The 22,560-nt window shown below is 48.4% G+C and carries 17 protein-coding genes and 1 tRNA gene; 12 read left to right on the forward strand and 6 right to left on the reverse strand.

Translation table 11 applies throughout. The annotated features are described in order from the left end of the window. Positions 1-313 precede the first annotated feature (313 nt). Positions 314-589 carry an HU family DNA-binding protein gene (locus AC1EK1_RS05285; RefSeq protein WP_480305983.1) on the reverse strand — a complete coding sequence of 92 codons (276 nt, stop codon included), beginning with the start codon at positions 587-589 and terminating at the stop codon, positions 314-316. Between the two features lie 767 nt (positions 590-1,356). Between AC1EK1_RS05285 and bamG the strand changes: the two genes are divergently transcribed. From bamG to AC1EK1_RS05330, 9 genes are all read left to right on the forward strand, one after another. Continuing rightward, a complete protein-coding gene (bamG, locus tag AC1EK1_RS05290) occupies positions 1,357-2,706 on the forward strand; it encodes a BamG family beta-barrel-assembly machinery protein (RefSeq protein ID WP_480305984.1) in 1,350 nt (449 codons plus the stop codon). A 96-nt stretch (positions 2,707-2,802) separates the two neighbouring features. Further along, positions 2,803-4,170, forward strand: coding sequence for a tetratricopeptide repeat protein (locus AC1EK1_RS05295; protein WP_480305986.1), 1,368 nt, complete (start codon positions 2,803-2,805; stop codon positions 4,168-4,170). A gap of 108 nt (positions 4,171-4,278) precedes the next feature. Continuing rightward, positions 4,279-4,920: an LPS export ABC transporter periplasmic protein LptC gene (gene lptC, locus AC1EK1_RS05300; protein WP_480306098.1), complete on the forward strand. Its 642-nt coding sequence runs from the start codon at positions 4,279-4,281 to the stop codon at positions 4,918-4,920. A gap of 7 nt (positions 4,921-4,927) precedes the next feature. Next, complete coding sequence (locus tag AC1EK1_RS05305; RefSeq protein ID WP_480305987.1) at positions 4,928-6,196, forward strand: hemolysin family protein; 1,269 nt, start codon at positions 4,928-4,930, stop codon at positions 6,194-6,196. An 18-nt stretch (positions 6,197-6,214) separates the two neighbouring features. Then, positions 6,215-7,978 (forward strand): aspartate--tRNA ligase, encoded by a 1,764-nt coding sequence (gene aspS / locus AC1EK1_RS05310; RefSeq protein ID WP_480305988.1) that lies wholly within the window; start codon positions 6,215-6,217, stop codon positions 7,976-7,978. Positions 7,979-8,043: 65 nt separating this feature from the next. Continuing rightward, the gene (locus tag AC1EK1_RS05315) at positions 8,044-10,596 is read left to right on the forward strand and encodes a glycoside hydrolase family 2 protein (protein ID WP_480305990.1); all 2,553 of its coding nucleotides are present in this window, start codon (positions 8,044-8,046) and stop codon (positions 10,594-10,596) included. Continuing rightward, positions 10,593-11,330, forward strand: a complete 738-nt coding sequence (locus AC1EK1_RS05320) for a copper homeostasis protein CutC (protein WP_480305991.1) — start codon at positions 10,593-10,595, stop codon at positions 11,328-11,330. Before AC1EK1_RS05315 ends, AC1EK1_RS05320 begins: the two co-directional genes overlap by 4 nt. Continuing rightward, the gene (locus AC1EK1_RS05325) at positions 11,327-12,046 is read left to right on the forward strand and encodes a 2-phosphosulfolactate phosphatase (RefSeq protein ID WP_480305993.1); all 720 of its coding nucleotides are present in this window, start codon (positions 11,327-11,329) and stop codon (positions 12,044-12,046) included. Before AC1EK1_RS05320 ends, AC1EK1_RS05325 begins: the two co-directional genes overlap by 4 nt. Further along, on the forward strand, positions 12,043-13,047 hold the full coding sequence (locus AC1EK1_RS05330; protein WP_480305995.1) for a glucosaminidase domain-containing protein: 1,005 nt from the start codon (positions 12,043-12,045) through the stop codon (positions 13,045-13,047). The genes AC1EK1_RS05325 and AC1EK1_RS05330 overlap by 4 nt, the downstream gene beginning before the upstream one ends. A 593-nt stretch (positions 13,048-13,640) precedes the next feature. Here the strand turns inward: AC1EK1_RS05330 and AC1EK1_RS05335 are convergent. From AC1EK1_RS05335 to AC1EK1_RS05355, 5 genes are all read right to left on the reverse strand, one after another. Continuing rightward, positions 13,641-14,522 (reverse strand): O-fucosyltransferase family protein, encoded by an 882-nt coding sequence (locus tag AC1EK1_RS05335; RefSeq protein WP_480305997.1) that lies wholly within the window; start codon positions 14,520-14,522, stop codon positions 13,641-13,643. Further along, on the reverse strand, positions 14,519-16,009 hold the full coding sequence (locus AC1EK1_RS05340; RefSeq protein ID WP_480305998.1) for a lipopolysaccharide biosynthesis protein: 1,491 nt from the start codon (positions 16,007-16,009) through the stop codon (positions 14,519-14,521). The genes AC1EK1_RS05335 and AC1EK1_RS05340 overlap by 4 nt, the downstream gene beginning before the upstream one ends. Beyond that, complete coding sequence (locus tag AC1EK1_RS05345) at positions 16,006-16,485, reverse strand: gliding motility lipoprotein GldH family protein (RefSeq protein WP_480305999.1); 480 nt, start codon at positions 16,483-16,485, stop codon at positions 16,006-16,008. The genes AC1EK1_RS05340 and AC1EK1_RS05345 overlap by 4 nt, the downstream gene beginning before the upstream one ends. Positions 16,486-16,498: 13 nt before the next feature. Beyond that, positions 16,499-17,827: a PSP1 domain-containing protein gene (locus tag AC1EK1_RS05350; protein ID WP_480306001.1), complete on the reverse strand. Its 1,329-nt coding sequence runs from the start codon at positions 17,825-17,827 to the stop codon at positions 16,499-16,501. Positions 17,828-18,021: 194 nt separating this feature from the next. Continuing rightward, positions 18,022-18,092: transfer RNA gene (locus tag AC1EK1_RS05355), tRNA-Cys, on the reverse strand. A 551-nt stretch (positions 18,093-18,643) separates the two neighbouring features. Here AC1EK1_RS05355 and AC1EK1_RS05360 point away from each other — a divergent pair. From AC1EK1_RS05360 to lipA, 3 genes are read left to right on the forward strand one after another with little or no spacing between them, the layout of a single operon-like run. Beyond that, positions 18,644-19,441, forward strand: coding sequence for a GIN domain-containing protein (locus AC1EK1_RS05360; RefSeq protein ID WP_480306003.1), 798 nt, complete (start codon positions 18,644-18,646; stop codon positions 19,439-19,441). A 9-nt stretch (positions 19,442-19,450) separates the two neighbouring features. Next, entirely contained in the window at positions 19,451-21,634 is a 2,184-nt protein-coding gene (locus AC1EK1_RS05365) for a S9 family peptidase (protein ID WP_480306005.1), read from the forward strand. Next, positions 21,635-22,537, forward strand: coding sequence for a lipoyl synthase (gene lipA, locus AC1EK1_RS05370; protein ID WP_480306006.1), 903 nt, complete (start codon positions 21,635-21,637; stop codon positions 22,535-22,537). The last annotated feature ends 23 nt before the right edge of the window (positions 22,538-22,560 follow it).

Consider the following 22,560-nt stretch of genomic DNA (forward strand, 5'->3'; position numbering starts at 1 on the left):
AATCAACCAAGGCTATTTTCAGTGAAATGAGCGACAATCAATGCTTTTGTAACATCATACCTATAGGCTAAATCTATAGGTGTGTGTGCCACCAAACCGCTCATTTACATAATCATTAGTGAGCGGTGGTTACTTCTTTTTCTTGTGACGATTCTTACGAAGTCTTTTCTTCCGCTTGTGCGTAGACATCTTATGTCTCTTTCTTTTCTTTCCGCTTGGCATATTTACTCGATTATATGTTAGTATTTATAATTAGTTAGTCTTCTGAGGGAGAGCACCTATAACAAATAAGGAGTCTGACGACAGATGGTTGTTATTTATCTACAGCTTCAGTAAAGGTCTTTGATGGCTTGAATGTAGGTACCTTTCTGGCAGGAATCTGTATGGTCACATTTTCCGTAATGTTCCGTGCGGTCTTTGGTGCCCTTTGCTTTACGACAAAGCTTCCAAACCCTCGTAGATATACATTTTCATGTGATGCCATAGTATCTTTTATGACATCCATGCACGTCTCAACGGTCTGGAGTACAAGTGTTTTTTCAATTCCGGTGCGTTTGTAAATCTCGTTTACCAGTTCTGCTTTAGTCATTTTATTCAAAACTTATAGGTTCTCAATATAAAGCTTGCCACCTCCGTAGCATTGTCGCCTTACTTGATCTGTTATTCTTGTTTAGCTAGTAAGCTCTAGCTGGGACCGCAAAGTTAATGAATTTTCTTTTCTTACCCTAATTGTCGGATTTATTTCTCTGATTGAGTGTCTCATGCCTCCGGTGTATTCGGTTTTCTTCCCAATAGTGTAGACGGGTCACGGACTGTTTAGATATCTGCTCATATTGTATTGTGGTATTAAGCCACATGTCCGATTCCGTTTTTTTCTTACTCCTTACTTTTATAATTCTTCTATCCGTGAAACAGATTGCTTCTATCCGTGAAACCGAACGTTTCTATCCGTGAAATATTTTTCCACTATCCGTCTAAACTTGAAATGGTCGTATACTCTTGTTGGTCAATGTGTTGTGAAGTGTGCCCGAAAGTGTGTGGCGCAGGGCAAACATGGTTGTCATCCAGCGCTCTAAAGGATGAACTATATCGAAAGAAGTTTTCCTAGGCCTTGGTATACGTGATTGCACTAATGTTATTTTGAATGCTTATCTCCAATATGGCTGGCCTAAACTCTATGAGTGAAGGGAAAGTTTAGTATCTTTACGCATGCAAATGCGTGGCAATGACATCAGGGAGAGGCTTGATGGGTTTGCCTACCTTTACTTGTTGTATGGGGAAAAAAGATATATTTGCATGGCGTCCGAAATAGGGTGTTTTTACCTGTTGACGTTTGAAGGTTTAAGAACTAAGACAATGAGATACTGGCACTACGAAATGCATACACACCACACTGAGAAAAATCGATTGGGCTATAGGATGCAGTTTTTTACTGTTTTGCTTCTGCTATCATCCATTGCCATAACGACTCTGGAGGCTCAGGATGTGCAATCCAATCCATTGTCTCGTATGGCTTATGGGACCCTAAAGGGACCGGTAGCTGTCGCATGGCAGGGTATGGGGGGAGTAGGAGTCGGGCTGAATGACTCTCAAGTTATTAACCTCAAGAATCCTGCCGCATATGCAGGTACTGACTCGCTCTCTTTTCTTATGGATGTTGGTGTTTCGGTAAATATGGGGCGTTTCCAAGATGTCCAACATTCCAGAAATGCCTTTCTAGGAGGGCTGGAATATGTGGCAATACAATTCCCGGTTTATCGGAATCTTTTGGGACTAAGTTTTGGAGTCAAGCCTTTTTCGTTTTCCGGCTATGGCCTTGTATCCACTTCATCCATTGGAAAAGAGGATAAGGCTGTTCTGACCCAGACATTCACCGGTAAGGGTGCGATCCAAAAAGCATACTTAGGATTGGCAGGAAGAGTCTTTGATCGATTTTATATTGGGGCCAATGTGAATTACCTCTTTGGGCACTTGTCGCATACGGTCGCTACGACACCCAATTCGACCAATATGTCTCAATCTATTATGACGAATGTGATTCGTTTAAGAGATTTTGGGGTTGACTTGGGCATGCAGTATTTGCAACCATTGGATACTGAAACAAAGGATTTCTTGATTGTCGGGGCTACATATAGTCCAACAATGCCATTGAGGCCAACCATCACCGTGCAAAGTAATGAAAATGCAGGAGACCCTTTGCGGCCTAAGATTGAGACAAAAGTGGAGCGTATGAATACTCGATTGCCAAACGAAGTGGCGGTCGGTTTTTCGTGGACTAGGCCCAATAAGTATGTGCTTGGTCTGGATGTCGCTTACTCAGGATGGGGAAGGGTACCAAGCGTATTTGGCAACGACGGGGTGACTTTTGAAGACTCGTACAGTGCAGGCCTTGGCTTTGAGTATTTGCCGAATGTTTTTTCTCGCAAGTATAGCGAGGTGATAAAGTATAGGTTGGGTATGTCTTACTCAGGATCGTACCTGAAGTTCTCTCCTGTTGGACAAACTCATACGATCGGTGCTTCCTTGGGGATGGGGTTGCCGGTGAACTTTTTTGGGACAGAGCGCCCCTCTGTGCTCAACCTTTCACTAAACTATGATCGAACCTTTGGCGAGAAAAAAAGAACTGGCATCACATTGGACGTAATCAAGTTAACCCTAGGAATTACCTTTAATGAGACTTGGTTCAGAGAGTTGAGAATTTACTAAACAAAATATAGAACCACACGTCAAAAGACTGAATCCATAATGTAAGGACGGATTGCACAGACTTCTGACGTTAAGTAATAAATTAAACAAGACGATATGAAAAAGAAGCTTTTACTTTCTGTTGCTGCCTCTGTAGTGGGGATAGTCTCTTATGCTCAGACAGGGGTGCAAAGTAACACGCCATATGGTGTCGGAAAAGACAGCATTGACTGCGTGAGAAATATTACGTTCTACAAGACTTATGCCAAAAGTGGTAGCTACGCTGATGCCTACACTTTTTGGAAAAAGGTCTTTGACAACTGCCCCGCCGCCTCAAAGGACACTTATATAATTGGTGCTGATATTCTGAAGAAGAACATTGAAAACGCAGAAACCCCTGAGAAGAAGGAGCAGTTCAAAAAAGAACTGATGCAAATGTATGATACCCGCTTGAAGTATTTTGGAAATGATCCGGAGTATGGGGTGGACTATGTCATGGGAAGTAAAATAGCGGATTATATCAACTACTTCGGAGATGCAGTAGACTATGGTATGATATATGATCAGCTAAAGCCTATTGTTGCGGAGAAAAAAGCCAAAACGGATCCCTTGGCACTATATTATTATCTGTATTCGTCGCTAGTAAAGATGTCGCATGATCCATCCCACAAAGAGCAGTATGTGAAGGATCATTTCATGGTTGATGGTTATTATGCAGATGAGATAGCCTTGGCAAAGGCTGAGGGAGATGAATCCAAGGTTGAGTATTACGAGCAGTTCAAGGAATCCGGAGAGTCGGCTTTTGCTGCAAGTGGTGCTGCAGATTGCAAGACAATGGAGCGTATTTATGCCCCTCAGATAGAGGAGAAAAAAGGCGACAAGGAGTTTTTGTCCACAATAGTAGCTCTACTTCAGAGTGTCCGCTGTACCGAGAGTCCAATCTATTTTGCGGCATCGGAACACTTGTACAACATTGAGCCAAGTGCCAAGGCTGCACTAGGTATTGCTACCAAGGCCTATCGTGACAAACAGTATGATCGTGCAGAGAAGTTTTTCAAAGAAGCTGTCTCAATGAGTGATGACAGCAATGAGAAAGGCGAAGTGTACTACATGTTGGCGGTGATGTGTTATGATCGTGGACAGTTTGCACAAGCACGTACGTATGCCAATTCGGCAATGAGTAACAAAAAGGGATTTGGCGCGCCAATGCTTCTCATTGCATCAATGTATGCGTCCAGCGCTCGAAATATTTATCCTGATGATCCGATTCGTCAACGCATAGTGTACTGTTTGGTTGTTGATAAGGCAACACAAGCGAAAGCTATGGACTCTTCTATCACTGCTGAAGCGAACCGTCTGATAGGGCAATATAGCCAGCACTATCCATCCAAGGAAGATGTCTTCATGCACCCCGACCTGAATGCAGGTGACTCTTTTACGGTAGGAGGTTGGATCGGAGAAACAACCACGATAAGAACAAAGTAAATCAATACTTTGGAAGACGGCCGATCGGTCATAAAGTTTGACTCCAGAACAAAGAAGCTTGTACACCCCAGCCTATGGTGGTGTGCATGCTTCTTTGTTTACTTTTTGGTGAGTGTTACTGCATGTGGTCCCAAGCGGAGTGACCTCCTTGATGGAGGAACTGACACCCTCGCATTCACGACTATGACGGAAAATGTATATACGTTGATTTCTGATAGTGGTATTACTAAATACAAACTTCAAACCAAAGTTTGGTACACATTTGATGCTCCTGAGAGCAAATGGTATTTTCCTGAAGGACTGTATGTAGAGCAGTTTGATACACTATTCAATATTGAGGCATCAATTCAAGCAGACACAGCATATTATTACCAAGATAAAAACCTATGGGAACTCAAAGGAAACGTGAAACTACTCAACAGAGAGGGACAACGTTTTTTTGCGAAGACCTTGTTTTGGGATGAAAAGGATGAGGATGTGTATTCACACGACTCGGTACGTATTGAACGACCGGGCGGTGAGTTTTTGACGAGTAAGTATGGGTTCAAGAGTAATCAAAGTATGACCCGATACGAGCTTTATTCGTCTAGTGGCCACTTGGATGTTGAGGATAAGCCTGTAGCACGTGTTGATAGTGTTGCCACAGATGAGTGGGAGAAGAAAAATCCACCTCAGAAACAAAATGTACCTGATACGGTGGTCAAGGATGTAGCCGTAAAGGGTAGGGTGATCAATCACACTGAAAAATAGAAGACGAATGATTTACGTTTTTATTCTTCTGACGTTACTTCTGTCCGCTTTCTTTAGCTCAAGTGAGATTGCGTTTTTATCTGCAGATCGGCTTAAGGTGGAGTTGGACAAGGCCAAAGGTAAACTGATCCCCCAGATCCAAGATTTTTTTTACAATCGATCAGGGAAATATATCACTACTATTCTGGTCGGAAACAATATCGTAAATGTTATTTATGGTATGCTTGTGGCAAAGGTGTTGGAAAAACCTTTGCGAACACTGCTAGGGGGGGAGGATCTCATAATAGTTCTAGTTCAGACGTTAGTGTCGACTGCCATCATTATTGTTCTTGGCGAGTATTGCCCCAAGGCACTTGCCAAAATGAGTCCAAATGCTCAACTCCGCTTTTCATCCATTCCGTTATTTTTTTTGTATTGGTTGCTTTTGCCTATTACTTTGATTGCAAGTGGCGTTACGGCCATACTGCTCAGAGTTTTCGGCGTAAAAAACACTGATAACGGTGTTGTGCCACTTAGCAAGATAGATCTAGACTACTATATAGAAGCAAATGCGACTCCAGAAGAAACTGTGGCATCGGAAGCTAGACTACTTCAGAATGCACTTGAGTTTTCTGATCTTAAAGTAAGAGACTGCTTGATCCCCAGAAATGAAATTGCCGCCATAGAGGAGAAAGATGACATCGGGGAGTTGATTCAGCTTTTTGACAGGACAGGCTTCTCCAAGATACTGGTGTATCGTGACACGATTGATGATATTATAGGTTATATCCACAGTATTGAGATGTTCAAATGCCATCAAGACGGTACGGATTGGCGCTCACATATAAAACAAACAATCTATATTCCTGAGTCTTTGCCGGTGGAAAAGGCCATGAAAAAGCTTTTGCAAAAAAAGAGAAATATTGCAATAGTTGTAGATGAGCTCGGAGGTACGGCTGGTATAGTGACATTGGAGGATGTGGTGGAGGAGATTTTTGGTGAAATAGAGGATGAGCATGACAATAACAAGGTTATCATGCGCAAGGATAATGATGATGAGTACTTGATCTCAGGAAGAGCAGAGGTTGATATTTTGAACGAAACATTTGACCTCCATATTCCGGAGAGTGATGAGTACAAGACCTTGGCTGGGTATATCCTCAATACTTATCAAGGGATTCCGGAACGTGGTGCGGTGATTACGCTTTCCCATGGTTTCAAAGCCAAAATACTCCGAGCAACGGAAAATAAAATAACGCTGGTGCGTTTGTTCAAAACACCGGCTAATGCAAAATAACTCGAACAATTAAGTAGTATGTACAGAACAAATACGTGCGGTGAGCTACGCATTGACAATGTCGGACAGCAAGTAACCCTGGCCGGATGGGTTCAGAAAAACAGAAAGCTAGGCGGGATGGTCTTTATAGACCTTCGGGATAGGTATGGGGTGACCCAGCTGACGTTTAGTTCAGAAAGTAATCCCGATCTCGTTGAAACTGCCGGTCATATCGGTCGTGAATACGTAATTATGGTTACGGGAAAAGTGGTTGAACGTTCCGCCAAGAACTTCACACTGACTACCGGTGAGATTGAGGTCGAAGTATCAGAGTTGACGATCCTAAACAAATCCCTCACTCCCCCCTTTACCATAGAGACCAACACGGATGGTGGTGATGAACTCAGGATGAAGTATAGGTACCTTGATCTTCGTCGAGAAGTTGTCCGAAAGAATCTTGAGCTTCGCCATAGAATGGCTATTCAGATCAGAAGTTTCTTGGACAATCTCAACTTTATGGAAGTAGAGACTCCTGTCCTAATAAAGTCAACTCCGGAAGGCGCACGAGACTTTGTCGTTCCCTCAAGAATGAACCCCGGAGAGTTTTATGCCCTGCCACAGTCTCCTCAAACTTTCAAGCAATTGTTGATGGTGGCCGGTTTTGATCGATATTTTCAGATCGTCAAATGCTTTAGGGATGAAGATCTTCGTGCGGATAGACAGCCCGAATTCACACAAATAGACTGTGAAATGAGCTTTGTGGAGCAGGAGGATGTTTTGAACATCTTTGAAAAACTAAGTAAGCATCTTTTCAAGTCTATCCTTAATATTGAGCAAAAAGAGGCCTATCCTCGTATCAGTTGGCATGACGCAATGCGACTATACGGCTCAGACAAGCCAGACACTCGATTTGACATGAAGATCGTAGAGCTGGATGATGTCTTGAAAGGCGAAGGATTCAAGGTTTTTGATGAGGCAAAGTACATCGGTGGCCTGTGTGTGAAAGGCGGTGATAACTATTCTAGAAAGCAACTTGACGCACTGACCGATTTTGTCAAGACTCCACAAATAGGTGCAAAAGGGTTAGTGTACGTTCGTGTCAAGGAGGATGGAACATTCAAGAGCTCTATAGATAAGTTTTATTCGGCAGAAAAACTTCAGCTCCTTGCCAATAAAATGTCTGCAAAAGGGAATGACCTCATCCTTATCATAAGCGGTGACAACATCCTAAAGTGTCGTCAACAACTCGGTGCACTTAGGCTTGAGGTCGCCAAAAACGATGGACTTGTAGATCCCAGTAACTTCTCTTGCCTCTGGGTGGTAGACTTTCCTTTGTTGGAGTGGAACGAAGAGGATGGACGTTACTATGCAATGCACCATCCTTTTACCGCTCCCAAACCAGAAGATATACATCTCTTGGACTCAGACCCAGGATCGGTTCGTGCCAATGCGTACGACATGGTAATAAATGGAGTCGAAGTCGGAGGTGGATCAATAAGGATTCATGACAGTCAACTTCAAGAGAAAATGTTTGAGGTCCTTGGGTTTACTCCCGAAAGGGCCAAGGAACAGTTTGGTTTTCTCATGAATGCATTCCAGTACGGTGCCCCCCCCCATGGCGGTATTGCCTATGGTTTTGATAGGTGGGTATCGCTCTTTGCTGGAATTTCCAGCATTCGGGATACCATTGCATTCCCCAAAAACAACTCCGGTCGTGATGTCATGATTGATGCCCCATCTCGCATTGACCAAGCCCAACTTGATGAGTTGTGCTTGGATGTAAAGCCAATACCTCACAATTAAAATTGAACGGATACTGAAAATCAATTTGAGGTAAGCGCATTGCTTCCAGGGAAGAAAGTAAAACTATGATGTACCGATCTCTTTTTGCCCGAATTTGGTTAGTGCTCCTGTTTTACTTACCTAGTACTGCACAGGTAGAGGTCCTCAGTCACTTTCAACTGCAGATGGAGGGAGCCGATGAGTCCTATGATGTGACTTTGCCGGGAACACTTCAGCAGGATCTGATAAAATATGGGATTATCCCCAATCATTTTATTGGAACGAATGAGGATAGTGTTCAGTGGGTCAGTGATAAAAATTGGCTATACAGTACTGCTTTCATAGTCGACAGCCTTGATTTTTCAACGGCTGTTGACTATCGTTTGATTATGGGAGCAGTAGACACCTATGCCGAGGTTTATCTCAATGGCACACTCATCGCACGAGCCGATGACCAGTTTCGCAGTTATTCGATCTCTGTCGGCAAGTTCATTCTTCCCGGAAAAAATCGGTTAGTCCTAAGGATGCTCTCACCCACAAGGATTGCCCATGCCCAGTATTTGAGTGCCGGGGTCAATTATCCAGCGGACAACGACAGGAGTGTCATTCACTACAGCCCTTATGTCCGAAAAAGTCCCTATCATTTTGGCTGGGATTGGGGGCCAAGGATGTTGTCTTATGGCATTGGTGAGCCTATAAGGTTTGAGCGTATCAGTGGACCTACACTTGAAGACTGCTACGTGCGATCTATACTACACCCTGGATCGGCGACTGTTTCCGTCAGTTCCGCTACAGGATACCTCACGGAGCGTGGTGCCAAACTAACCATTGCCATTATCGATCCATTCCAAAACAAAGTCAATGAAACGCAAATCAACGCAACGGGCAATGACTCGGTGACTTTTGAGATCCGGAGTCCCTTTCTGTGGTACCCAAATGGTGCAGGGAGGCAAGATCGGTATCAATTGATCCGAACCATAACCTCCGAGAGCCACCAAGCCACTGACACCCTTAGTTTTGGAATACGGGAGATAAAACTGTTACAAGAAAAGGACAGTCTTGGCGAAAGCTTTACTTTTGTCGTCAATGGAAAGCCCCTGTATATAAAGGGAGCAAACTACCTACCTCACGACAGACGTTTCGGTGGGGGCGGACGGTCTTTGGAACAGCTATTCAGGGAAGATTTGCTCCCTGCCCACTTCAATATGCTCCGCGTGTGGGGCGGTGGAGATTACGAGATGGAGGAGTTTTATCGCTTGGCGGATCAGTATGGGATTCTTATTTGGCAGGATTTTCCCTTTGCATGTAGCACTTATCCCAATGACCCTGTCTTCAGAAGCCGTGTTGCTCTAGAGGTCCGTGATCAGCTTACCCGTATTCGGAACCATCCATCCATTGCCCTCTTTTGCGGAAACAATGAAATCCTTGAGGGGATGAATCATTGGGGCTGGCAAAAAAAGTATGGATACAGCGATAGACAGTGGAAAAAGATGACTGAAGACTACGATAGTTTCTTCCGAAAGTTCCTAAAGAATCTGGTGGAGACTTATGCCCCTCATGTCGATTACATCCACGGCTCTCCCATCTCATCCAATTGGGGACGTCCCCAGAGCCTGAGCTTCGGAGATAGCCACTACTGGGGTGTTTGGTTTGGCTCGGAGGACTTTTCCATCTTTGACACACGACATGGCCGGTTTGCCAGTGAGTTTGGATTTCAGTCATTTCCGGAGATGAAAACCATTGAGTCCATTTTGCCAAATGGTTGCACGGATAGTCTGAGCATTGACCATCCGATACTACGCCACCGGCAGAGGTCTTTCATCGGTAATGAAAGGATTACGGACTATATGTCTCGCACCTATCCGGTACCGAGCTCTTTTCGTGACTATGTATATGTCGGGCAGATCTTGCAAGGGCATGGCATGGATTATGCCTTGCGTGCCATCCGAAGAGCCTATCCAGAAAACATGGGGGCACTGTATTGGCAACTCAACGATGTCTGGCCCACCGTCAGTTGGTCCAGCATAGACTATTGGGGCAACTACAAGGCGATGCACTACAAGGTATGTCGTGCGTACGCTCCAACCATAGTCGACCTCGTCCGGCAGGATGACGAGTATCGGCTTTGGTTGGTCTCGGATAGCACCTCACTCACTGGCTTCCTAGGCATCCAGCTAGATGCCTATGACTTTTGTGGGCAACTTTTGTGGACACAAGGGTACTCTACCACTGTGACGCACACACCTTGCTCCAAGCCCGTTGCTCGAATAGCACCCGACCACTTTGCCTCTAAGCAGATGTACGTGTGCATGACGGTGACAGACACCTCTGGACGAGTCATAGCCGAGCAAGTCTTTTATCCGGCACTCCCCAAGGAGATGCGCCTTCCCAAGTCTCAGCTTCATACCACACTTTATGCCGAGGAGGGGAGGCTCACCCTTCGGATCTCCTCACCCGTCTTGTTGAAGGATCTATTCATCGAAACCCCACACTGGCAGGGTGCCAAATACTCCGACAACTATCTCGACATTCTTCCCGGGCAGTCATACACTATTACGATTGAGCATCCGGGCATATCTCGGGATTCATCATTCAAGGAGCTACGCTTCACCTGCCTCAATGATATATTACTTCCATGATACTATTCGAAAATTGTGCCAATTCGCCCCAGTCCTGCATTGAGGCAGAGTCTGGCGGAGCCCATAGGATCGAGCTTTGCGCCGGCTTGCCCGAGGGGGGTACGACCCCATCGCTGGGTATGGTAAAGGTTGCACTGCGAGAGGTGGGTATACCTATCTTTCCGATCATACGCCCACGAGCCGGTGACTTTGTTTACTCCGAGTTGGAGGTCAAGCAGATGCTTAGTGACATGTACGCCTTTCGGGAGCTTGGGGTCGCCGGATTTGTTTTTGGCGCTCTCACGGCTTCTGGCATGCTCGACTCAGAGATCAATCACCGGTTGCTTCGCGCTGCCGAGGGGCTTCCGGTTACGCTCCACAGAGCATTCGACATGTCTGCGGACCTAGAGGTCGCACTCGAGCAGGCGATCGACCTAGGCTTTACCCGAGTCCTGACCTCCGGTGGACAACCCTCCGCACTGCTAGGCGCTGACATGATCCGCAAGCTTCGACAAAAAGCAGATGGGCGAATCATCGTCATGGCAGGCTGTGGTATCACGGCTGAAAATGCAGCAGACTTGGTGGCACGGACCGGTGTGACCGAGATCCATGGCACCCTCCAGAGCATGGTTACGAGCCCGGCCACGCATCTCTACTCCGACATCGCCCGCCCGTCTCGACCAGAGATCATACCCTGTGATTATCCACAAACTGACGCATCCAAGGTCCAAAAACTCATCAATTCATTCAAATGAAATCCATTGATATCATTCTCTCTCCCGCACTTATCCCCCACTATCCACCGAACGAGGAGACTGTCTACATTATGGCTGATATTCTCCGAGCTTCCTCCACGATTGTTGCGGCTTTTGCCAATGGGGTCAAAGCCATTTACCCCATTGAGACACTGGACGAGGCCAAAGCAAAAGCCCGAGAAAGGTACATTGTTGGTGCCGAGCGCAATGTGAAAAAGTGCGACTTTGCCACCCTGGGCAACGACCCACTCGAGTACACAGCCGGTGCCGTATCCGGCAAGGAGATCTACTTCACCACCACCAACGGCACCAAAACCATCAATGCCTGCTTTGGAATGAAGCCGGACACGACGGTTGTCATTGGTGCCTTTACCAATCTAGCTGCGGTGGCCGAATACTGTAGAGACAAAAACGTACTAGTTGCCGCTGCGGGTTGGGAGGGAAAGGTTTCCCTAGAGGATGCCTTGTATGGTGCCGCCTTGGCGACTGAGCTCAGAGCCTCTCACACCATTGGCTCCGATGCCCTCCGAATCGTGCTGGCAGCCTACGATCCGAGCCGACTGCACAAGGTCCTAAAAGAGAGTGACCACTTTGCTCGACTCGTCTCAGCCGGTCACGCTCAGGCACTCGACTACTGCCTCCGACAGAGTATCTATGATGTCGTTCCCCTTACTACTCGTTTGTCCTCTGGCAAGCTAGCTATCCATCTTCCATGAAGTACATTTGTCAAGCCATCAGCTTTTGTGCGCTATTTATTTTCCTCACCGCCTGTGGAGCGTCACAGCGCAGAGGGGGGCGTGTTTCCCCCGGTGCCCTGGGCACAGGTCGGAGTGCCTATGACGGCTACATCCAAGCTCATGCTTCACGAGCCTTGGTCAGCCAGAGACAATTTGGAATACCCGCCAGCATTACCCTCGCCCAAGGACTCCTCGAGAGCTCGGCAGGCCGGAGCGAATTGGCACGCAAGGCCAATAACCACTTTGGGATCAAGTGTCACCGTTCCTGGACAGGTGGCAGAGCCTACCACTCCGATGATCGTCCCAACGAGTGTTTTCGTGCCTATGACACAGTCCAAGAGTCCTACGATGACCATGGCTACTTTCTTAGCTCTCAGGCGAGGTATCGGAGTCTTTTTCGCCTCGATCTCATGGACTACAAAAGTTGGGCAATCGGACTGCAACGAGCAGGATATGCGACCGACAAGGGCTATGCCAATAAGCTGATCAAGATCATAGAGGACTATCGGCTGTATCTCATCACCGAGGGAAACCTCTCCCGCACCTACAGCTACAACGAACCCAAGCAACCACCGCGCACCGTCGACCCCAATCCCCTCAAATACGAGACCCCGGCTACCCAAGAACCGGCCGGCACCGACATTAGAGAGGTCTACATTAGCTATGGACTCTACTACACCCTTGCCAAGTCGGATGATGATCTGGCGAGCATCGCACGAGACCTCGATCTCACAGAGCGGGTACTGGAGCGCTACAACGACTTTCCGAGAGGCTATCCACTACGATCCGGAGACATCATCTACCTCCAACCCAAGCACACCAAGGCCGAGCCCCCATACTACGAGCACGTTGTACGGGTGGGGGAGTCCATGCACACCATCGCGCAGCGGTATGGGATCCGGCTAAAGTCACTCTATAGGCTGAATGGCCTCAACGATGACTATTACCCTGCGGAGGGAGATATTCTCCGGTTGCGTTGATTAGTCGGCACAGTGCCAATAAGGGGAGTGGCGGAACCAACTCCTCGATGCGCCCTGCTGAGATACACAGAAAGAGTCCTTAGAGTGATACACCGGTATTACTTGAGGGGGATTTTTGTCCGATACAAAACTCTTGGTCCCATCGGTGGACTACTTTCCGAACCTAAAAAATAATAAAAGCGGATGAAATAGCCACGCGGAGCATGGCGATCAAATGATAGAGGCCCTAGAGTCGCTGTTGTGACTCTAGGGCCTCTACTATTCAAAATCGCGTCGGGAAATAGTGACAAAACTCCGAAATATAAGGATTTGAGGCTGACCTATGCTCTGTAATCCGCTGTCATCGTAATGATGAACCCTACTAGGGGTTGCGGCCAGACATCACATAGATCAAGGATCTCGGATGTGTAATGTATTGATGAGTTTCCCAATTGCCCGACGCGAATATCGTACTCTCTATTTCGCCAGTAAGGGTTCCATTGCTCCCAATGGTTACGACAAAGCTACGGAAATATACTGATACATTCAACCCACATCTCCAGCCGGGGTTGGGGTGTCAATTGCTTCGGCACACACTTGGTGGTTCAGGGACCTTATTCGCTGATGAGGTTGTAGATGCTCAACTGCTCCATTGGTATGTGCCCGATCTCTGCTGCAACCTCTGAGAATGAGCTGTTTGGGGTCGTGAGGATTTTCCGGGTATTCGCCAGTGCCAACAACTCTCCAAAGCTTTCGATAACCCCCTCTTCAGAATCTTGAGAGCTAATAGAGAATGGTGCGAACACATTGTTTCCAAAGAGTGTTTGGAGCCGTTCGCGCTCATCCATTGATGTGGTGGCAACGAAGAAGCGTATGGTCGGGTCAGCTTCGAGCATTGATTGCATTTTTTTGATGAATAAGTCCGTCGGGCACTCCTGTGTCGAGGATCCACGCTGTTGACGGTTGATATGTATGCCGACTACGTTGTCCGACCACCCCGACATGCGTGAGTTGCGGATGTTTGTTACTTCTACCGTTGGATCAATGGCTTGGTACATTTCTCTTTTTTGCACAAAAGGCTCGTTGGTTGCCACAAGGCATTGTTCATTTTGCGCCTGTAGCCAGTGTAGGAGTTCTTTTGGGTTTTCTGCCTTTAGCTTGGAGACTTTTTGGGGCGATATGAAGCGGTCATACCGTAGGAATATAAACGGTGCGGGAAAGAAAAGATTGGCTTTGCGAGGGGTGTCGTTCAAGAACCAGTCGGTCCAGCTGGAGTCTCTGATGGTTATAGATGATGGCACGAACTTGGGAGACAGAGTGAATAGCCGACTGTATGGGCAACTGAAGCTGTCTGTCCTGAACCAAATGATCTCGGCCTCCTTTTCGGTCTCTTTTAGGACTTCTATGAAAGAAGCGATGGTCCTAAGTCGCTTGGCAATCCCGCTGTAGGAGATCAAGGTCGTTTTTCCGGTCTTGTTTGGGGTCGTGTTTTTCATAGTTTTTGGATGAAAGCTTTTGTTTCGGAAAGGAGTAGTCGGAATGAATTGGTGCGCCTCAACAAAAGGTATGCCGTCGTCAGTACCAGTGCATTTTTTAGGAGTACCGGCACAATGCCGGAGGTCTTGCCAATGAGTGTACAGAGGAGGACTACCGTGGCTGTGGTGATGAATAGCCAGCCATGCTCTTTGGTGATGGGTGTGAGTCGGAGCTTTCTCCAGAGGATGGCTTGCTGGAATATATAGCTGACGATGAGCGTGAGCAGTGTGGCGAGGGCGGCCCCTTCGAGGCCAATTTGCTCAATGAGTAGATAGTTGAGTGATACCGTCAAGATGGCGACGAAAATGGTATAGACCAGGCTCCAGATGTAGTGTCGTGAGTAGCGGAGGATGGCGTTGCCAAACGAGAACGAAAGGTCGATCAGCCGAGCTAGCCCCAGCGTAAGCACCACCCACTTTCCGCGGGCGTAAGTTTGGGTATTGGGCATCACCTCAAATATGAAGTCAATGTTTGTCCAGATCAGGGTAAATAGGATGAGACCTACCAGTAATTGTTGTTCAGAGACTGTCCTATAGAGCTTTTGGATGCGAGGAGTGTCTTGCTCATGAAGTGCGGCTGAAATCAGTGGAGAGCTGATAGCCGTAATCGATCGGGAGGGCATCTCAATGACTGCAACGATAAAAAAGGCAATAGAGTAGATCCCGGCATAGTCAAGTCCCATTTGGGCCGAAACCATGAAGAGATCGAGCCGAGCAATGATGCTACTGCCTAGGGCACTGACGAGTGTAAGTCCGGTGTAGTTTAGGAAGTCTTTTCGGATCGATGGGCTTGGCAATGTGAGGTCAGAAGTAAAAGACCTGGGCGATATATGGGCCATGTACCCTAGGTCCAGCACCATACATACGCCGTAGCAACCGACAAATAAGACGAGGAAAGAATCAAGCGAATCAATGGCTCTCGTGCCGTAGAGTACATATGCAATGCAGAGTAGGACCCTTAGGACGACTTCTCGGATTGTGCGTGGAACCACCACCCTTTGCTTTAGTGTGCTGTACACTTCGCCGACAGTCATGTACATCGTGAAAGCCATCAGGGGCAGGACTAGGAGGTAATACTTTTGGAATAGCCCACCTCCGGCCTTGTCACTAGGGGTGAAATAGCTCACTAGTGGCTCCCGAAACACGTAGTATAGCAGAGAAAACAACACGAGCCCGACAAGCGGTATCCCCAATGCGTACCATACGAAGCCCCCATCTCGTCCGTCCTCTGTCCGAAATGACGGGTAATACCGTATGGCCGAAGACTGCGTGGCGAGCAGAGCGAAGCCCCCCAGTAGCATAGCAACCTCGACCACCAATCGAGTGAGCCCAATCTCCTCCGGCGTAAGGTATTGGACAAGGACAAAGAATGTCGTCAGGAACCCAATAAACGCCCCCACCAGTGTGGCAAGCGTGGCTTTGGCACTTTGTTGATAAATAAGACTCATGGGTGTTGCTCAATCCATATTCCGATTTCTCGGACACCGGAGACAATGCTGTCGGTCAAGAGATGTCGGTAACTAAAGCTGTAGATCCCGGTGTGAGGAAATATCTCTGCGTCCGCTATCACGAAAGAGACCTCCGTGCAGTTGTAGCCCTGTTGATCTTTCCTCATGTCTTGCGCCTCAATTTTCACAGTCTCAGTCTTGAAGGTATGATCCGGATATTCGATGACTACTCCTATTGGCAAGGTCCTCAGTGCATAGTCACTTGCTATCCGGATGACACCGGAGACTGTGTACTTGGCTGTGGTGTCCACCTCGTGAGTTATTGCGACCGGGAAGAAGTACTCGTCTGTTTGGCACCACTTGGAGTCCTTGACTTCGTAGAAGTAACTGTATATCGGAGACTTGACCCTAGTGCAACCGTGAGATAGAGCGACTATAGTCAAAATAGCTATCGCACTTCTTAGGTAAGTGAGCATAGGATGCTATTGTTTACTTGCCGGTGGATTCTTGCGTACTATTGGTTTTTGGGGGGCGATTCTGGTTGCGGTTTCTGCCCCAGCTCTTGTTTCCTCTGTTTTGCCCTCGACCTTGCTTTTTTTCGGTTGCTTCTTTCGTTGACCTTTCTCGTGCCGGCCTGGGTTCATCTTCTCTTGGAGTATTGGGGCGAGATGCGGCTTTTGGCTTTTGGCTGTTCCGCTTTCGTGACTTGCTTTTCTGTCCTTTTCCCGGTGCGTCAAAGCGTGTAAGGCTACTGTCTACCAAGATGTCTTTTGAGATCTTTTTCGGGGGGAGGGGGTGTCCAACCTCTGTGTCGCTCTGTAGGCTGTATGGCTCTTGCCCACGTTCGTTTAGGGCGATTATCTCCTTGGCGCGATCCGCAGAGATTACACAGGCTTCATCCATTGACACCGGCGCATCTGCAGGGACGTAGGTGATTTGCTGTGCGAGTATGTCGGCCTTGTAGTATTTGTAGATTCCGGACGAGGTGTGCAGCTCGACACTCTTGTTTGGCAGGAGTCCTTGTGCCTCGTAGTAGGTGTTTACTTCGAAGTTGAGACAGCATTTTAGTTTGGCACACTGTCCGGCTAGCTTTTGAGGATTGGGCGAAATATCCTGGATGCGTGCGGCATTTGTACTCACGGACTTGAAGTCGGTCATCCATCTTGAGCAACAAAGTTGTCTGCCACAGGGCCCAATACCACCGATGAGACCGGCTTCTTGTCTTGCCCCGATCTGTCGCATCTCCACTTTTATTTTGAATTCACTGGCCAGCTCTCGTATGAGTTGCCGAAAGTCCACACGTTTGTCGGCAATGTAGTAAAAGATTGCCTTCTGCCCATCTCCTTGATACTCTACATCGCCGATTTTCATTTCCAGCGCAAGCGACTTCGCAATCTGCCTGCTCCGAATCATTGTTTCCTGTTCTTTTGCTTTGGCCTCTTTGTAGCGCTCCAGGTCGTTGGCCTTGGCGATCCTAAATACTTTGAGAGGAGGGGTGTTGGTCTTTATACGCTTGTTGCGCATCTGTATCTGCACCAGCTTCCCGGTTAGGGATACCGTCCCAATGTCATGTCCGGGGTTGGCTTCTACGGCTACCAAGTCTCCTTTTTTGAGCGGAAGGTCGTAGCTGTTGACGTAAAACCCCTTTCTGGTACTTTTGAAGCTGATCTCTACATACTTGGTCGTGTCTGAAGCAAGGTCCGGAATGTCATAGAGGTAGTCAAAACTCTCCAGCATCCCGCTCCCATTGTCCGAACAACACGAACACCTGCAATCAATGCAAGATTTACCGATGTCCGTTATATCATTTATATTCATACGTTAGTTCATTCTCTAGGGTGGCTGTCACCGAGTGCCACCATGTGCAAAAGTACTATTTTATCATTGAAGCTAGAAATATGCCTCATATGGAGCAAGCTGATTGACTTGATGAAAAAAAAGAGTGGAGAGCGCTTGCACAAAAAAAAGCATAGGACTCAATGAATTGGAGTCGCTATGCTTCTTATTGAAAGAGGTTCCTGGCGGATTCGAACCGCCGTAAACGGATTTGCAGTCCGGTGCATAACCACTTTGCTAAGGAACCGTTTGGTGTTACGATCGAGATGTCTCCTCGGTAACTCAGTGCAAATTTAGCACAAAAATATCACTTCGCCAAAGGCATAGCGTCTCAATCCTGTAGATTATGACTCGTTCCGGGTAGTTCATGATTGTCTCCGAACCTTCGGGAGGACAATTTTTGGGGGAAGAAAAAGCCGACGAGGTCGGAGAAAAAGTTGCTTATGTCCAAGTAAAAGATAAAATCACTGTGTGATTTCTAGAAATCACACAGTGATTTGAATAAACCACTTAGTGATCTGAATAAATCACATAGTGATTTTGAGTTTTTCATCCGGGAAAAATAGTTTGGAAGTACATCGGGATGACTTTTTAACCTTTAGAATTTCATTTATTGAGGATGGTGGTGAGGTGAAAGCCTCCAATGACCATGAGGGAGCCTTCTTGTGCTTTCACACGCTTTTATCACTTTGTCCCTGCCACCGCTTGCGGGATCTAGAGTGCAATGAAAGTGCCGTGGATTTCATTAGATTTGCGTCAATCGTATCCATTTATAACTCCAAAAAAGAACATTAGCTCATGCGTGTGAAGCCATATTTTAGGGTAACAGTGGTGGCACTGGTGTTGACTGTTTTGTCTTCGATGAATTTTGTGTCGGCGCAAGAAACCGTGCGGAATATCAGTGCGAATATCTCTGAACTCCATATTGATGGTGCTTTTCGTGTTACTGTAGTGAACGACAATAGCACAACCTTGCGATTCAATCAAACCGACTTGGACAATATCCGGGTCCGAGTGAAGGGCAATAAGCTGTCCATCGTCCAAAAGAAATCGTTGGCGACGGTGTTGGGCTTTTCTTCCAAGCCGACTCTGATAGATCTGAGGATTGGCCTCAAGGACTTAGCCCGTCTCCGGGAGCTGAAGCTGGCGGGGCAGAGCAAGGTTAGCCTGCATGCTCGGGATTTGCTGTTTGGTGACTTGGAATGCGAGGTCTCCGGGGCTTCCGAGCTGTCGTTTTTGGGAAAGGCCAACGACCTAGAGGTGGAGCTCAAGGGGGCTTCTCGTGCCTCTGTCGGTACTCAGTGGATCCGAAAGGTTTCGTACGATATTTCCGGGGCCTCCTCTCTGTCCCACAGCGGGGACTTTGAGGAGATGGACTTGGAGGTCTCAGGTGCGAGTGAGGCCCTACTCTCCGGTGTGGGAGTGGAGTTGGATGTAGAGGCGTCCGGGACTTGCTCGGTGGATGCGACTGCCCTGAATGCGATGCTAGGAAAGGTCGAAGCCGAGGGTACCTCAAAAGTCAGGGTCAGTATCCAGTACCCAACCATCAAAACTTCGGGGCTGGCTCATGTCGAGAATATATACCATATAGATTAAAGAATGACTATGTTTCTAAAAAGTAAGTTGCTATTGACCTTTGTAACCACAATGAGTGTGCTGGGAGTTTGTTCTGCTCAGTCAGGCCAGTCGTTTGACCTCAAGGATTTGGTGGAGTACAAGTATTATCCAAGGACGGCGGGGGATGGTTTTCGCTCGCTTCCGGACGGCAAACACTATACCATCATCAGTCCGGATCACACCAAGATTCTGAAGTACGCATACAATGGGGGTAAACTTGTAGGTACCCTTTTCGACACGGCCACGTCTCGTGAGTGCGACTTTGATACTTTTGATGACTACCTGATCAGTGACAATGGCCTTCGCATCGTTATTTTGCGAGAGACCAAGCCCATATATCGGAGGAGTCGCCTCTACACCGCACACTACTACGATGTGCGTAGAAATATGGTGCTGCCACTAAACGAAACCCCCGGACAGGTCCGTATCCCCACTTTGTCTCCGGACGGTCGTATGTGTGCCTATGTGATCGACAATGATATTTACATCAAAAAGTTTGACTACGACACTGAGGTCCGAGTGACGACGGACGGAAAGGTCAATCACGTCCTCAATGGCGTCACAGACTGGGTGTATGAGGAGGAGCTGTATCGCATCAATTCGATGGTGTGGAGTGAGGACAGCAAGTACCTCACCTTTATGCGCACGGATGAGAGCCGGGTCAAGCTTTTTGAGATGACCATTTTCGGAACCGGCAATTACCCGCACACCTATGAGTATAAGTACCCCAAGGCAGGTGCAGACAATGCGCTGACGAGCATCCGTCACTACCATGTCGACAATCGGAAAACCGTCGCGCTGCTGGAGAATGAGCTTGCCACCGAGGAGCAGTACATTCCTCGGATGGAGTACCACGGGGGCAAGCTGTATGTACTTACGCTCAACCGCAACCAAAACCACCTCAGGGGGTACCAGATAGATCCCGACAGCCACCGAGCAAAGCTCTGGATGCAGCACAAGGATGAACTCTACATTGACACCAACAACTGGGTGATGCAGATGCAAATCACCCCCAAGGGAACCTACTACGTAAGCGATGAGAGTGGCACGGCGCAGATTTACCTCTACTCCCCGGTCGGTACAAGGCAAAAACAGCTCACCACTTCTCCCTATGAGGTGACTCATGTCTACGGTGTCTCTGCCTCGGGTGAGGTCTTTTACCAGATTGCCGCACCCACGCCCATGGATCGGCAGGTCGTTGCCACCACTTTGGACGGGCGTACACGTCTGCTCTCTCCAGAGAAGGGCTACTCCGACGCCACTTTTAGCGCGGACATGAGCTATTACCTGCTGGACTACTCCAGCACCACGGTGCTGCCTAGGTATTCCGTCCACGCCGGTGGCACCGGGAAGGAGATCCAGGTACTGGAGGATAACCACAAGCTATCGGAGGTCTTGGGCACCAAGCGATTGGCCTCAAAGGAATTTGTCCAGCTCCGGACGGACGACGGTGTGCTCCTCAATGCCCTCGTGACCAAGCCCGCAGACTTCACGCCCCAAAAGCGGTACCCCGTCGTCATGACCCAGTACAGCGGTCCCGGTTCGCAGACCGCCCTCAATCGCTTCAAGCTCGGTTGGGAGCAGTACCTTGCCCAGGAGGGATTTATTGTGGTCAGTGTGGATGGCAGGGGCACCGGTGGACGCGGTAGGGATTTCCTCAAGTGCACGTATGGGCAACTCGGGATACTGGAGAGTGAGGATCAGATCATGGCAGCTCGCGCCTTGGCAAAGTTGCCCTATGTCGATGGGAAAAACATCGCCATCTGGGGGTGGAGCTTCGGTGGCTACAATGTCCTGATGAGCATGAGCCGTGGTTCGGGGACTTTCAAGGCCGGGATAGCCGTGGCACCTCCGACGGATTGGCGTCTCTACGACACCATCTACACCGAGCGTTACATGCGCACCCCGCAGCAAAACAACCGAGGGTACGACCAGGCATCGGTATTCACGCACGTCGGTGGGTTGCAGGGTGCTCTTTTGCTGGTGCAGGGCACAGCTGATGACAATGTCCATTTCCAAAACGTCATGCAGCTTGTCCCCTACTTGGTTGAGCACAACAAAGACTACAGGATGCTGATCTATCCTGACAAGGACCACAGCATTCACGGGGGCAATACCTCTTATCACCTGTACCGTCAGATGGTCAATTTCCTAAACGAGAATCTGAAGTAGATGACCACCAAACCCCCTATACTTCGCAAGCCGGAGTGGCTCAAGTCCAGCCTCTCCAGTACACAATACTATGGAATGACCTCCGGCACGATCATCGGTGCAGGGCTCAATACCATCTGTGCCAGTGGGAAGTGCCCCAATCGTTCGGAGTGCTGGAGTAGGGGGACTGCCACGTTCATGATCGGTGGGGCGACCTGTACGAGGGCGTGTCGCTTTTGTGCCACGGCTTTCAGCAAGACACCGCCCCCTCTCGACCCCCTTGAGCCGGATCGTATCGCCACCGGTGTGCATCGCATGGGGCTCAGCCATGCTGTGATTACCTCTGTGGACAGAGACGACCTGCCGGACGGTGGGGCCGAGCATTGGCGCCGGACCATCTTGGCTATCCGTAGGTTGTCGCCAGCCACACGCATAGAGGTCCTCATCCCGGACTTTGATGGCCGGCCTGAGCTTCTGGATGTCGTCTTGTCCGCCGATCCGGATATTGTCGGCCACAACCTCGAGACGGTACGGCGACTGACACCCCAAGTGCGCTACCGCGCCACCTACGACAGGAGCTTAGCCGTCCTAGCATACATACACCGTGCGGGGTTTGTCTGCAAGACCGGCATCATGGTTGGGCTGGGTGAGACAGCGGAGGAGGTGCATTCCCTCTTTGCCGACTGCCTGGCGAGTGGGGTCTCCACGCTGACGATCGGGCAGTACCTTCAGCCGAGCCATAAGCATGCCGCTGTCGTGGAGTACCTCCACCCGGATCAGTTCAGAGCCTACAAGGAGGTGGGCGAGGCGATGGGGCTTGTCCACATAGAGAGTGGCCCACTGGTTCGCTCCTCCTACCATGCCGACGCACAGTTCACCCAAGCCAAGCGACACTTGGATCTAAAAGAACTCTTGCGCCACTGACCGCCATGCCGGATCTTCCAAAA

Source organism: Porphyromonas sp. C0026D3 (genome assembly GCF_056590775.1).